This is a genomic window from Paenibacillus sp. NPDC058898, from assembly GCF_049316025.1.
In the GTDB taxonomy this organism is placed as follows: domain Bacteria; phylum Bacillota; class Bacilli; order Paenibacillales; family Paenibacillaceae; genus Paenibacillus_AQ.
Genome location: NZ_JBMOSM010000002.1, coordinates 754888 through 768954, shown reverse-complemented (window position 1 = coordinate 768954; position 14067 = coordinate 754888). Strand labels below are relative to the sequence as shown.

The 14067-nt window shown below is 48.5% G+C and carries 15 protein-coding genes; 6 read left to right on the top strand and 9 right to left on the bottom strand.

Translation table 11 applies throughout. From position 1 onward, the window contains the following. The first annotated feature begins 53 nt into the window (after window positions 1–53). The 5 genes from ACOZB4_RS07800 (at window position 54) to ACOZB4_RS07780 (ending at window position 5493) form a co-directional block, all read left to right on the top strand. Window positions 54–803, top strand: a complete 750-nt coding sequence (locus tag ACOZB4_RS07800) for a DeoR/GlpR family DNA-binding transcription regulator (RefSeq protein WP_379407766.1) — start codon at window positions 54–56, stop codon at window positions 801–803. Further along, a complete protein-coding gene (gene pfkB / locus ACOZB4_RS07795) occupies window positions 803–1714 on the top strand; it encodes a 1-phosphofructokinase (RefSeq protein WP_379408027.1) in 912 nt (303 codons plus the stop codon). The genes ACOZB4_RS07800 and pfkB overlap by 1 nt, the downstream gene beginning before the upstream one ends. A gap of 83 nt (window positions 1715–1797) precedes the next feature. After that, window positions 1798–3762, top strand: coding sequence for a PTS fructose transporter subunit IIABC (locus ACOZB4_RS07790; RefSeq protein ID WP_379407770.1), 1965 nt, complete (start codon window positions 1798–1800; stop codon window positions 3760–3762). 148 nt (window positions 3763–3910) lie between these two features. Continuing rightward, window positions 3911–4765: an MBL fold metallo-hydrolase gene (locus ACOZB4_RS07785; RefSeq protein WP_379407774.1), complete on the top strand. Its 855-nt coding sequence runs from the start codon at window positions 3911–3913 to the stop codon at window positions 4763–4765. A 122-nt stretch (window positions 4766–4887) separates the two neighbouring features. Beyond that, complete coding sequence (locus tag ACOZB4_RS07780) at window positions 4888–5493, top strand: YitT family protein (RefSeq protein ID WP_076324433.1); 606 nt, start codon at window positions 4888–4890, stop codon at window positions 5491–5493. A 96-nt stretch (window positions 5494–5589) separates the two neighbouring features. Here the strand turns inward: ACOZB4_RS07780 and ACOZB4_RS07775 are convergent, their stop codons facing one another. The 3 genes from ACOZB4_RS07775 to ACOZB4_RS07765 all read right to left on the bottom strand — a co-directional run bounded on the left by ACOZB4_RS07775 (window position 5590) and on the right by ACOZB4_RS07765 (window position 7651). Beyond that, complete coding sequence (locus ACOZB4_RS07775) at window positions 5590–6258, bottom strand: bifunctional 2-keto-4-hydroxyglutarate aldolase/2-keto-3-deoxy-6-phosphogluconate aldolase (RefSeq protein ID WP_379407781.1); 669 nt, start codon at window positions 6256–6258, stop codon at window positions 5590–5592. A gap of 64 nt (window positions 6259–6322) precedes the next feature. Continuing rightward, the gene (locus ACOZB4_RS07770; RefSeq protein ID WP_379407785.1) at window positions 6323–7285 is read right to left on the bottom strand and encodes a sugar kinase; all 963 of its coding nucleotides are present in this window, start codon (window positions 7283–7285) and stop codon (window positions 6323–6325) included. A gap of 159 nt (window positions 7286–7444) precedes the next feature. Continuing rightward, window positions 7445–7651, bottom strand: coding sequence for a DUF1657 domain-containing protein (locus ACOZB4_RS07765; protein ID WP_379407789.1), 207 nt, complete (start codon window positions 7649–7651; stop codon window positions 7445–7447). 161 nt (window positions 7652–7812) lie between these two features. On the opposite strand from ACOZB4_RS07765, the gene ACOZB4_RS07760 reads away from it, so the two are divergent. Beyond that, the gene (locus ACOZB4_RS07760; RefSeq protein ID WP_379407793.1) at window positions 7813–8673 is read left to right on the top strand and encodes a DUF421 domain-containing protein; all 861 of its coding nucleotides are present in this window, start codon (window positions 7813–7815) and stop codon (window positions 8671–8673) included. Between the two features lie 169 nt (window positions 8674–8842). Here the strand turns inward: ACOZB4_RS07760 and ACOZB4_RS07755 are convergent, their stop codons facing one another. From ACOZB4_RS07755 to ACOZB4_RS07730, 6 genes are all read right to left on the bottom strand, one after another. After that, window positions 8843–8926, bottom strand: coding sequence for a putative holin-like toxin (locus ACOZB4_RS07755; RefSeq protein WP_223260591.1), 84 nt, complete (start codon window positions 8924–8926; stop codon window positions 8843–8845). 264 nt (window positions 8927–9190) lie between these two features. Continuing rightward, window positions 9191–10300 (bottom strand): GerAB/ArcD/ProY family transporter, encoded by a 1110-nt coding sequence (locus ACOZB4_RS07750; RefSeq protein WP_379407796.1) that lies wholly within the window; start codon window positions 10298–10300, stop codon window positions 9191–9193. Window positions 10301–10368: 68 nt separating this feature from the next. Continuing rightward, window positions 10369–10572, bottom strand: coding sequence for a hypothetical protein (locus ACOZB4_RS07745; protein WP_339267408.1), 204 nt, complete (start codon window positions 10570–10572; stop codon window positions 10369–10371). 12 nt (window positions 10573–10584) lie between these two features. Next, a complete protein-coding gene (locus tag ACOZB4_RS07740; RefSeq protein ID WP_379407800.1) occupies window positions 10585–11736 on the bottom strand; it encodes a Ger(x)C family spore germination protein in 1152 nt (383 codons plus the stop codon). 23 nt (window positions 11737–11759) lie between these two features. After that, complete coding sequence (locus ACOZB4_RS07735; RefSeq protein ID WP_379407809.1) at window positions 11760–13220, bottom strand: spore germination protein; 1461 nt, start codon at window positions 13218–13220, stop codon at window positions 11760–11762. 205 nt (window positions 13221–13425) lie between these two features. Next, window positions 13426–13956, bottom strand: coding sequence for a DUF2062 domain-containing protein (locus tag ACOZB4_RS07730; RefSeq protein ID WP_339267402.1), 531 nt, complete (start codon window positions 13954–13956; stop codon window positions 13426–13428). Between the last annotated feature and the right edge of the window lie 111 nt (window positions 13957–14067).

The following is a 14067-nucleotide window of genomic DNA, read 5'->3' as shown; positions in this document are numbered from 1 at the left end:
GATTGTTTTTCGAGATAGTTATGGTACTATATGCAATGAGGAGGGGATTCATTATGCTGACGGAAGAAAGATACCGAATCATTCTAGAGCGCTTGCAAGAACGCGGCGTCGTGAAGTTGCAGGAATTGGTTGATCTCCTTGAAGCTTCGGAATCAACAGTAAGGCGTGACTTGATCGACCTTGAAGAACGTCAATTATTAAAGCGCATTCATGGCGGAGCGGCTCTGCCGAGTCCTAAGATACAGGAACCTGGAATTGAGGAAAAAACGTTCAAAAACATTCAACAAAAAAATGTCGTTGCTCGTTTAGCGGCCGCACAGGTGGAGGATGGAGAAAGCATTTACCTCGATGCGGGAACGACCACGCTGGCGATGATACCGTTCATCGACGCGAAGGACGTCACGGTTGTTACAAACGGTTTATCCCACATTGAAGCGCTGGTAAGCAAGCGAATCAAAAGCTATCTACTGGGCGGCATGATGAAAATTCATACCAAAGCCGTCATCGGAAGCATTGCGCTGCAAAATATGGACAACTTCCGTTTTGACCGTTGCTTTTTGGGCACGAACGGTGTGGATGTAGAGATGGGCTACACCACGCCGGATCCGGAAGAAGCCTTGATTAAGCGGCGAGCCCACCAGCTGTCCGCCTCCAGTTATGTCCTTGCGGATTCCAGCAAAATAGGTGAGGTTTCCTTCGCTAAATTGCTGGATCTGAACGAAGCGACGCTAATTACAGAGCCCTTGCCGGAATCATGGAAGAAGGCCATCTCACAGAAAACCAAAATAATTGAGGGATCATGATGATATATACGGTAACACTGAATCCTTCCATTGATTACATCGTGGAAGTTGAGCATATGGAGCTTGGCGGATTGAACAGAATGAGCCGGGACATGAAGTTTCCGGGGGGGAAAGGAATTAATGTATCGCGGGTGCTGAACCAGCTTGGAGCTGATAATACGGCCATCGGTTTCCTGGGCGGATTCACCGGCTGTTATATAGACGAGATGCTGGGCAAGGAAGGAATTCGGACTGATTTCGTAAATATCGCGGACGATACTCGCATCAACGTCAAACTTAAGCATGGCGACGAGACCGAGATCAACGGCCTGGGTCCTATCATCCATGAGGAAGAGACGAAAGAGCTGCTTCATAAGCTGTCACAGCTTCAAGCAGGGGATATCGTTGTGTTGTCCGGCAGCGTTCCGCCTTCGCTGGGTCCTGACTTCTATGGCCGTCTTATCGAAGCGTGCCGGAAGAGCGGCGCCGAATTCGTGATGGACACCACCGGCGAGGCGCTGATGAAGGCTTTGGCTTGGAAGCCGCTCCTCGTGAAGCCGAATCATCACGAACTGGCCGAGTTATTCGGCGTTGTTATCGACTCAAGCGAGAAGCTTGTGGAGTATGGCCGAAAGCTGCTTGAGGAAGGAGCGCAGCATGTCCTTATCTCCATGGCAGGCGAAGGGGCGCTGTTTATCACGACTGATCGGGTATATCATGCCAACGTACCGTCAGGTACAGTCCGTAATTCTGTTGGGGCCGGCGATTCGATGATTGCCGGATTCGTCGGTACGCTTGCGATGGGCAAGGATCCGATCGAGGCATTCCGGACAGGGGTCGCCTCGGGAAGCGCGACGGCGTTCTCGGACGATTTGGCTGTGCGGGAAACGATTGATCGACTTCTTCCGCAGGTTAGGATCACGGAATGGTAAGCTGCTTTACTACGAATCCGGCGGTTATGACGCGGTTATGGCGTGGTAGTCATCACGATGATTTCAAGGGAGTGTGAACCAGCATGAAAATTACGGATTTAATGATACAAGAAACGATGATCATGGACCTGAAGGCGGTCACGAAGGAGGCAGCCATTGATGAATTGATCGCAAGCCTGGCAGCAAGCGGACGGATCAACGATCCGGTCTTGTTCAAAGAGATGGTTCTGAAGCGTGAAGCCGAATCCAGTACGGGGATCGGGGGCGGCATCGCGATGCCGCACGCAAAGACGAAAGCGGTTAATGAACCAACCGTTGTGTTTGCCAAGAGCAGACAGGGCGTGGATTTCGAAGCGCTGGACGGAGAGGCGGCGTATGTGTTTTTTATGATCGCTGCTCCGGAAGGAGCCGGGAATACCCATCTCCGCACACTTGCAGCGCTATCACGGCTGCTGATCGATGCGGAATTCATCGGTCAATTGATGAATACGAACACGCCCGGGGAAGTGACGGCTTTATTCGATTCGAAACAGGAGATCGAAGAAGCTGCCAAAGCGGAGAAGGAAGCGGCCAAGAGAAGGGAGGCGGCAAAAAAGGAAGCCGAGAACAACCGTCAGGAGTCCGGCGGCGCTCCCGAATCTGACCAACGGAATGCTCCTGCCGGAACCTCGGAAGCTTTTGTTGTTGCCGTAACGGCGTGCCCAACCGGTATTGCCCATACATTTATGGCTGAAGATGCCCTGAAGAAGAAAGCCCAGGAAATGGGCGTCGAAATTCGGGTGGAGACCAATGGCTCGGAAGGTGCGCAAAACGTGTTGACGGAAGAGGAAATCCGCAGGGCTGCAGGCGTCATCATTGCGGCCGACAAAAACGTGGAAATGGCCCGCTTTAACGGAAAGCCCGTGCTCCAGCGACCTGTCAGCGACGGTATCCGCAAATCGGAGGAGCTGATTCGCAAGGCGATGAGCGGCGATGCGCCGATCTACCGGAGCGAAGGCGGCGGTGAGTCGCAGGCGAAAGAGAAGGGCAGTATTGGCACTAAAGTGTATAAGGACCTGATGAATGGTATTTCGCATATGCTGCCATTCGTCGTGGGAGGCGGCATTCTTCTTGCTATCTCCTTCCTGATCGAGCAGCTTGCAGGTGAACATCATCCCCTCTTTCAACTGCTGCAGACGATTGGCGGGGGAGACGGCGCCTTCCACTTCCTAATTCCGGTTCTGGCGGGATTCATTGCACTGAGTATAGGTGATCGTCCGGCATTGATGCCCGGCATGGTCGGAGGCCTGATGGCCCTCAATTCCAATTCGGGATTCCTAGGCGGACTTGCGGCAGGTTTCCTGGCGGGTTATGTGGTGATCCTGCTGCGCAAAGCATTTGCCGGACTGCCAAAAGCGCTTGACGGCTTAAAGCCGATTCTGCTGTACCCGGTTGTCGGCCTCCTTGTCACCGGAACAATCATGTTCTACCTGTTTGATCCGTTCTTCAGCTGGATCAATCTCGGTCTGATTGATATTCTGAACAATCTGGGTACCGGCAACGCGGTGATTCTCGGTCTTATTCTGGGTGGAATGATGTCGATTGATATGGGTGGTCCCTTTAATAAAGCGGCTTATGCATTTGCGATCGGCGTATTTACATCCAGCGGCAACACGAACGGTGCCATGATGGCTGCGGTTATGGCTGGCGGGATGGTTCCTCCGCTCGCCATTGCGCTGGCAACGACGTTCTTCAAGCATAAGTTTACGGAGCAGGAACGAAAGTCCGGCGTGACCAACTACGTGATGGGCCTTTCCTTCATAACGGAGGGCGCGATCCCGTTTGCCGCAGCCGATCCGCTGCGTGTGCTGACATCCTGTATCCTAGGCTCGGCGGTTGCCGGTGGGTTGACGCAGCTGTGGAGCATTAACGTCCCTGCTCCTCATGGGGGGATTTTTGTTGCCGCACTGGCGAATCATGCGCTTCTGTTCTTGCTGGCCGTCCTCATTGGCGCGGTAATATCAGGCATGCTGCTTGGTCTATGGAAGAAGTCGCTTGAACGTAATTAGGATTCATATAGATGAGACAAAACGAGTTTGGAATGGGCATTTTTGCTTACTCTGGACTCGTTTTTTTCTTTGTGGGTTGGGCCATTTCTACAAATGACTGCATGTTATAATCTAGTCGTGATAGAAAATGAAAGGAGAGATAATAGAGATGATGATGGAACAGAACAGTAAGGGTCGAGGTCCCGAGTTGCTTATCGAAGAAATCAACCGGACGTCCACAGCCGAAGGGATGGCAGCGGTATGGTTTCTGGGGCAGGAGAGCGTTGTCCTTAAAGGCGGGGAGGTTGTCATTTACATCGACCCTTATATGTCAGAGGATCTGGAACGCAAGGCGGGATTTAAGCGTGCATTCCCTGCACCGCTGAAGCCGGAGCATATCACGAATGCGAACATGGTACTAATCACCCATGAGCATGACGATCATATGGATCTGGGAACGATTGCGGTCATAGCCAAACAGAATCCGGAGACAGCCTTTGTTGCACCAGCTTGCTGTCATGAAGCGATGAGAGAGGCTGGCGTCGCACCGGCGCGCTTGTTCGCGGCGGTGTGCGATCAATGGCAGCAGTTTGAGGGCTTCCGTCTGATGGCGATTCCGGCTGCCCATGAAACCTTGGATGAGCATGAACAGTTTGGACACCGATATGTCGGATATCTGGTGGATATCCAGGGCGTGTTGATTTACCATGCAGGAGATACCGTCGTTTATCCTGGTCTGGTTGAAAGATTACAGGCATATTCGATTGATATCGGGATGGTGCCGATCAACGGGGGAGATGCCTTCCGCCGGAATGATGGGATCGTTGGAAATATGGGCTTCCGGGAGGCCGCAGAGCTTGCCGCAGTATCGAGATTCGATCTGACCATTCCGATGCACTACGATACTTTCCCTTGGAATGGAGAGAAGCCAGGGTATTTTGTGGATTATTGTTATGAGAATTATCCATATATGAAGACCAAGGTGATGGCACGGACCGAGCGTTTAATTTATGTAAAAGATTAAAAGCGAAAAGCATCCGAATTGAACACGGTGGAATTTTTTTTAAATGCGGGACAGCAAGTTCGCAATTTTTCGAAATGACAAGCATATAAATAAGACATGCCCTTATAAATGGAGATGGGGAAATGGTGTCATTTCGAAAACATGTCATTATCGTGATCGGCAGTTTTCTGATCGCGATGGGGACCAATTTTTTTCTTGTCCCGCATAAAGTTTTGGATGGTGGAGTTATCGGCATTGCTCTGATTGCTAACTATGTGTTTGATCTACATATCGGATTCGTCATCATTTTGTGCAGCATTCCCATGTTTATCGCAGCCTGGATATTAAATCGCGAAATCTTTTACAATAGTCTGTCAGGCATGCTGATATCTTCATTTATCATCGATTTGCTTTCACCGCTGCAACCGGGTTTTTTGCGATTTTTTGCCCCGAATGTCATCCTAAGCGCGCCTCTGGGCGGGGCTTTGATCGGAGCCGGCCTTGGATTTATGCTTAGAAACAATGCAAGCACGGGCGGAACGGACCTGTTGGCGCATTTCCTGGCAAAATATTTGCCGTTAAATGTAGGCGTCATTATTTTGCTGATGGATGTCGTTATCATCGGTTTCGGAGGCATCCTGCTGTCGGGAAGCACCTTCATGTATTCCGTTTTGACAATAGTAGCAGGCGGGTTTACGACGGGAATGCTTACGCAGAAGCGTTGGTTCAAAAAGAGACGGATTAAATAAACAGACAAGCCTATCAAGTCGACTCTTGATAGGCTTGTCTGTTTATGAATAACAATATTTAGCAAAAAATGTATTGCAAAATCAGTACATCATTTTTTATCTTTGGGCATGAGCTTCTTTAAATGCGTTGATATAAGCTCGTGCCTTTTCTGTAATCAGATTGAAGTCTCCATTCTTCAGCGCGTCCTTGGTTAGATCCGATCCAATCCCGACCGCAAACGCGCCGGCCTTGATCCATTCATGCAGATTGTCCAAATTTACGCCCCCGGTTGGCATGATGTTGGCTTGCGGGAGCGGGCCCTTCAGGGATGGAATGACGGATGGGGAGTACAAATTCCCCGGGAAGAGTTTAACGACATCGACGCCAAGCTCAAGAGCGGCGACAATATCATGAACAGTTACGGCACCCGGCATCACCGGGATGCGGTAACGATTGCTGAGCAGAATGGTATCGCGGTCAAAGCCGGGCGAGACCACAAACTCGGCGCCGGCAAGTATGGTGATTCTGGCTGTTTCAGCATCCAAAACCGTGCCTGCGCCGATAATGGCATAATTATCCGCTTGCGGATCTTTGGAGGAGTACATCTTGGCCAGCGTTGTAATGGCTTCGGTAGCAAACGGTACAGTCATGGTTACTTCGATTACCTTGATACCGCCTTCAATCGCACGTTTGGCAATCTCGACAACCTCTTCGGGGGAATCCCCGCGAAGGACAGCGACGACACCTGTATGATGAATTTGTTCGATTAGTCTTAGTTTTTTCATGTTAACACACTCCTTCTCGTCTATGAATGGATGTTAGAAAGATGGCTCGTTGAAAGAACAGGAGTTAACGTTCGATATGAGCAGCATTCCCGCGCCGCTGCTCTACTTCTTCCCATGTCGGAAGTGCTTCCCAATCACCGAGCGCTTGGATCACCAGGGAGCCGGTTAAGCCGCCCAGCGAAAGAGCTTCTTCGGGTGTCCAGCCTTTGGCAATACCAGCAAGGAAACCGGCACAGAAGCCGTCGCCTGCTCCCACGGTATCCACCACTTGATCCACCTGCTCAAAGGGAAGGGAATAGGTGTGGTTCTTGTGGACAATAACATTGCTCCCATTGAAACTTTTGATAACGGACATGGCGGGGAGCTGTCGCAGACGATCCAGGATCACCTGCTCGTCCTCTGTTTCGAACAGCAGCTTGCATTCATCATAGCCTGGAAGAAAATAATCACAGACTTCCGCAAGCTCCAGCAGTACAGGACGTGCTTCCTCGATATTCCATAACTTGAGCCTGAGGTTAGGGTCAAAGCTGATCAGGACGTCATGCGCTTTGCATACGGAAATGATATGACGTATCGTGTCCAGGCAGCTGCTGCTTAAAGCTGCGGTGATGCCTGTAAAATGAAGGATGCGAGCATTGGCTATGTATTCGGAGTCTACATGGTCCGGTGTCATTTGGCTGGCGGCAGAGCCTTTGCGGTAGTAATAGACGGAGGATTGACCGCGAACGTTCTGCCGCAGCATAAGACCGGTTGGTGCAACATCCGTTTGTCTGGCGGCGGAAATGTCGACCCCTTCGCCTCGAAGCGTTTTCAAAATACCGGTTCCGATCGGATCGTTGCCGAGTTGACCGAACCATCCGCTGCTGCAGCCAAGCCTGGCTAATCCGATAGCGAGATTGCTTTCGGCACCACCGAAGGATTGTGCCATGCTTCCTCCTTGGCCTATGCCCCGTGTACCTTCCGGATATAATAATCCCATCGATTCACCGAACGTGATGACATCGATAGAACGCGTACCATTCTTCATAGAATCTACCCCTTTGTATTCAGTCTCCGTTATTAACACTTTACCCTGATGGGGAGGATAACTCAATAATAAATAACACAATATAAAGTACCTCCTATCAGGGGAAGATAGGAGGTATGCATAGGCTTACACGCGATGGAACTAGCAGAAAAACAAATGTTAGAAACCTTTGTACTGAGGCTCTTCCTGCTCAAGCTGTTGAACCCGTTGGTTCACTTGGTCTACGACTTGCTGTGTTTGTTGTGCTGCAGCCGTGAACAAATTCTTGGCATTTTGATCCTGCGTGGACAGTGCAAATTGCTCGAGGCTGGCCTGAGCGCTTTTTAAGGATGAGAGACATGTTTTGACATCGGATGCTACGGTCATTGGTTTTTATCACTCCTTTCATGCTTAATAATGTACGCATTTTGCGGAAGAACATGCATGGAGCATAGACTGGGAAATAATGGTGTAATTTCTAAGAGGATATTTGACAATAATCTATAGAGTGATTATGAAGTCAAGACATCGAATGAGGAGGATTTATTGTGCCCCAGTGGTTGGAAGTTGTACTTAGAACCTTATGTGCTGTAGTCGTGTTGTTTCTGATGACAAAAGTGTTGGGAAAGCGGCAGGTTTCGCAGCTTTCTTTTTTTGAATATTTAACGGGGATTACGATCGGCAGCATAGCCGCCTATATCTCCTTGGATCTTGAGGCGAACTGGTATTTGGGATTAATTGGGCTAGGCGTATGGGTAGGCTGTTCATTACTTATTGAATTTCTGCAAATGAAGAGCAAGAAGGCCAGGGACTTTATCGATTTTAAGGCGACCGTGCTCATTAAAGACGGCAAGATATTAGAAGATAATTTAAAGAAAGAAAGGCTGACTACCGATGAGTTAATGGAGCAGTTGCGGAAAAAAGACGTGTTTCAGGTCGCTAACGTGGAATTTGCTATCATGGAGTCAAGCGGGGAGATTAATATTTTGCAGACACGTGAGAATCTGCCTTTAACCCCTAAAGATCTTGGTATCCAGGTAGCGCCGGAAAAAGTCGCACAGGTTGTGGTCATGGATGGTAAAGTCATGGACGAACCGCTGCGCGTCGCAGGTTTCAATCAGGGATGGCTGGTGGAAGAACTGGACAAGCAGGGCGCCAAGATCAAGGACGTATTTCTTGCCCAGGTAGATGCTTATGGACAACTAACTGTCGATTTGTATGATGATCAGATTCAGGTTCCCCAAAATGAGGAGCGGAAACTGCTCTATGCAAATTTAAAGAAATGTCAGGCGGACTTGGAGTTGTTCAGCCTCAGTACAAAGAGTAAGAAGGCAAAGAAAATGTATGAGGACTGCTCTAAAGAGATCGAGCAAATTATGGCCAAGGTAAAGCCAATCCTAAATACGTAATTCGCCACCGCCGAGTCATAATTCCGTAAAAATCAGAATAGGATACTTTTGTGTATTATAAAAGGAGCCGGTTGCCGCCGACTCCTCACACAGCAGATCATCACCTGCAAGGTGGATATTTGCTTGCAACCAGACGTAAGAAATAGATTCATCTGTACAAGGGACGGGTCTATTTCTTATTATGGAAGGCAAGGATCGAGACGACCAGAGTGGCGAACGATATCATTAAAGCCAACGCTTCATTAACGCCCATGCCTATCACCTCCTGCTGCCACTCTTGCCAGCTGGTCTACTGTACTATATAATATGCCAATTGCTTACAATAAAAGAACCTTTTTGTAGGAAGCGCTTACATAAAATGTTGATTTTTTGACGAGATAAAAAAGTATAAACTCCAGAGGCTTATCATACTTATCTCGGTACTAAAGGTGACATATAATCCGGAAAACTGGGGGAGCAGCAAATGCCGCTCTCCCCGTTTCTGTTTTTCAATAGGATATCGATACAGTTTCAAGTTTCAAGCGGGTTTATGATTAGCTTTAGGTTTGTGTTTGTGTTTGCGTTTGCGGAACAGGGAGGCAATCCAATAGAAAACAGGGATTAACTCTATAAGAATAAAGAACATCACCATCTCGAATGAATTGAAGTCCTGGAGAAAGCGGATTGGATTTTGCGAATATTGGTATGCAATCACGATAGCGGTTCCCCCAACGATGGCGATTAGTGGCCCATCCATTTGCTTCAGGTTAAACAATTTGGCAAGGCAACTTACACTTACGTGGATGAGAAAGGCGCTATGGAAAAACATCGAACTGCTCCATAATCCAATGATAAGTGGATCGGCATTAGCGAGGAACCCACTAGCTGCGCGCATTAATTCAACAAGTGGATATTGCATTTCCCGCCCTAAATAAGGGCCGAAATTCAGTAAAGCAGAAGCCCATTGGAGCAATATACCAATAGTCACCAATATCCCTGCGGCAGCGAGGTTTCGAAACGATTTCCGATTAAACTGGATATAGGGAGCGAGAAAGAGGAAGATGATCCATTCGGCGAAGAAAGATAGACAGAACAGGGCGTCCTTAACTGCAGACTCATAATTATGATGCCTGACCATCGCAATCATCATATCAAAATGGGCTTCCTTGAAGAAAAACATGTTCATGGACACGATCGCAATGACAATGACGAGAAAAAGCCCATCTGAAATGTAAATCATCGTCTCCATGCCCCATCTGGTGGTAATCATAACGACCAAACCCACGATCAGGAGCACGAACCATTGAGGAGTTTCACGCATGTAATTGGTGTCGAAGAATAAAGTGAAGCTTTCGATATCCATCCCTATGTAATTGATCGACCAGAAAAAAACCAAAGCGACGATCGGGATGTGAATCCAGTTGCTGACTAGCTTACTGCCGAAATCGATCCAGGGTTTCTGAGGATCCCACAGCGCGAGCTTTACGGTGAACCACAGGAAGATTAAACTCATCACATAGCCGCCGAGAATCGCTGCCCATCCTAAATAAGCGGAGTTCCACAATAGGGGACTGATTAGAAATCCAGTAGGTATGGCGTTAAGATAGACAAATCCGAAACGGAACAGCTGCCAGGGAGTATTGCGCATGTCGGGTTCGTACATCCTTTCCGTTATAGATTATAGTCCTCTGTGAAGGTACAACGATAAATGTTTTGTTATATGTTGTTAAGCCAACCGAACAGCAGCATAATCAGTTGGTTGGGGGTCAGCCACTCGTGATAAAACAAGGCGAATAAATTCCAGACGGTAAACGCAAGGATCAGAAGGAGAACCGTCCATTTTTCACGAGGTGCTTTTGCCTTTTTCTTCGCGATATACCATTCCACCAAGGAATACACGAGGAACAGAAGAGCGAGCATGGGCAAACCTCCTTATTTCGGATTCATTTTGAGTATGGATCCGAAGTTTCGAATCTTGATGTCGGTAACAACCTGGATCTCAACTTCGTTTTTGTAATAATCGGGCCAGTTGGCATGAACTCTTTTCCAATGATCCGGATAGTTCCAATCCAACAGCATGCCAAGCTGCAGGATGTCTGCTCCTACTCGTTGCGAGGTATGAAGAGCCTTTGTTAAATGACCGGTGATTTGCTCATTGAGCTCACGCTCGATGAGCTCTTTCACCTGAAGGGTATCAAACTGCTTCTGCTTTTGTTTGTATACGATATCGCCTGTTCCGTTTAGCTTTACCGTGAACACTGGATGACCCGAAACCATGCGAACAGACTTCTTAGAGCTTGATGTGATGAGAAACACGCTTGCCTTCTTACCTTCATCCCATGAAACGGTATACATAGGACCTTTTACCTCGTTTACTGCCCAACTGACAGCAAGTGACTCCTTCATCGGGAGTGTGGCAACCAGTTTATGATGATGGAAAAGCGCCGTGCCTTGAATCCCTGTCCAAGGCTTCAGTTTCTCCTGATCGGCGACCATAGGCTTCATGCCTGTTGCCAAATAGGTCAAGGCATAGCCTTGGTTGGCCGATTCGGCATAGAGGTAATCCTTTAAGTTCGTCGTGATCATGTTGTGTTGGTCCGCAAAACGGGTGAGCACCTCCGAGGGCATCTGCTCAAAGACCGGCGTCAGCTCCGCGACTTTTTTTGCATCTCCGGACGCAACCATTATATAAGTACTGAGGATGGTTGTCGGTTCTCGCTGTAACCAGTCCGTAAGCTCCTCTAATCCCGCCTCCGCGTAGCTTTTGCCAACGACAACGACCTTGGCGTGACTGAAGTCCAAACGCCTGGAAAGATCCCGTTGAATCAGGTGCAAGGCATCCTGCACAGTGCTGGAGGACTTGGTTACCATGGCATATGGTTCACCACCACCTTGCTTGCCTGCATGGCTTCCAGATGTAAGCCGATTTGGAAGGGGGGCACTAATCGTAACTTCTACGGTGCCGTCTTGCTGACCTTTATCCACATACATGGCAAATACAAAGGTTTGCTGATTGATCTCAACTTTGGTCATCGTGAAACCGCAACCCGTCAACAGCGTTAGGGGAAGCACTATTTTGAACATGTTAAACAATTTGAGTAGAGGCATTATGGCTTTCTTCTCCTTAAATTGTTGGATGACGCATAGGTCTTAGGCCGCTTCTTCATCAGCATGGATGGCGCCCTCAGGAAGGTATCCTTCCATTCAGATATCACAAGCGGCGCAACGGGCTGTAGATAAGGTGTATTAAAAGACTTCAGGGAAGCCATGTGACCATACACAAGGAAGGCAGCAGCAAATACGCCGATAAGACCGAGTGTCCCTCCCAGAATGAGTATGGGGAAGCGCAGCAAGCGGAACGCAAGCCCGAGCTCGAAGTGCGGAATGATATAAGAAGCGATGCCGGTTATGGACACTACGATGACCATCGGATTGGATACAACACCGGCTGCTACTGCTGCTTGCCCAATGACGATAGCGCCGATGATGGATATGGTCTGCCCGACGGGCTTGGGGATCCGGGTTCCGGCTTCCCGCAAGGCTTCGAAGGTAAGCTCCATGATCAGCGCTTCGGTTAAGGCGGTGAATGGGATGTTCTCACGTGATGCCGCAAGGGTGATCAGCAGATCCGTGGGTATGATGGATGGCTGAAATGTGGTGATCGCTACATATAGAGAAGGCATCAGCAATGAAATGACGGCGAACACGAATCGGATAATCCGGATCCAGCTGGAAGAGAAGAAACTGTGATAATAATCCTCGGACGACTGCAGCAGGGAAAATAGAGTGACAGGCACAATAAGAGCCGACGGTGTTCCATCCTGCATGATGCCGACTCTGCCTTCAAGCAGAGAAGCGGCTACGGAATCCGGTCGCTCGGTATATTGGAACTGTGGAAACGGGGATTTCACGCCTTCCTTCATTTGCTCGGACAAGGTGCTGATGCCGAAGATGCCGTCAATGGCTATGTTATTCAGCTTCCGGTCCACTTGGGCGACAACTTCAGGTTTGCATAAGCCGTCGACATACACCATATATACGGCAGTTTTGGAATAGTCACCGATCTGATAACGTACGGTTTTGAGATCCGTATGCTTGATTTTGTGCCGGAGCAGCGATAAATTCGTACCAATGTCTTCGATAAAAGCTTCTTGCGGCCCGTTCACCACCAGCTCATTCTGAGATTCCGAAACCGCCCGTTTCTGATACAAGGCGATGTCGAATAAATAAGCCTCTGCCAACTGCTCCACAACCACTACCGCTGTGCCTTCGACAATCATATTGGCAATATACTCCGCCGAGGAAGAACGATGAAAAGGAACCGATAGGATATCTCCACGATCCATACGGTCAATGAAGTCGTTAAAATTATGCTGAATCAACGCGGCTTCCTTAATCAGCGGTTTAACGATATGCTCGTGCAGGGTGCTGATATCCACAATGGATTCAATATAGATAACGGTACACGTCGATCCATGGATACGTAAGGATTGATAGATGACATCCTCGCAATTCGCAAGCCGCTCTTTTACAGGGGCAAGCAGTACGTGCTGCGCCTTCGATTTCATTTTTGTTCTTCCCTCCTTTGCCGGTTCGTAGTAAAGGCTCATCCTCTTTAGAATGCCGTACTTTTAGCAACTTATACCGAATTTTCCAAAAGAAGCTGGCTTAGGGATTGAAGAGGAGTTGGGGTGCGGCAGGGACAATGCAAACTTGATCTGAATTAAAAAAAGCGTCTGGAAGGAGGTTCCAGGCGCTTTTTAATGTGAGTTTTCATTTAGACTTCGATTTTCTTCTTCGGATGGATTCTTTGATTTTGTGAAGCATAGGTCTGCGGTAAACGTAGAGTAAGATGCGCAGCAAAATATAGAGTATCAATGTAGACAGGATGCTGTTGATGAGAGCGCCGACAAAAAAGTTGACGCCCATATCGCCTAATCTGCCAAAATGATTTGTCTCAATTCGATAATCCGTCTCTGGGACAGGTGCCGAGAGGGCATCTTCGATTTCAAAGGTTTTGGGAAATGTGGTGAACAAATGCACAAACACCCCGATTCTATAGTTTGTATAGAACAGGATCGGCCATAAGACGGTCCCTGCCGAAGCTGCAAGGAAGGCGGAGGGAATGCTCGCCCGAACCATGCGAGCGAGCAGCGGAGCCAGCAGCAGATCAATGCCAAAGGTTGGATACCAGCAAGGAAAGAAACCTACGGCAAAACCGAGCGCAATTCGATGATCACTATTTTGCATGCGGAGAGTCCGGATAATATAGTATTTCAGTCGTCGAATGTATTTATGAAGCAAAACCGTCTCCTCCTGCACGTACTAAATACAATAATGAAGCGATTCTAATTATTAAATAGGAAGAACTTTCAAAAATTATATAGTAGTGCTTGTAAACCGTCAATCGACGAA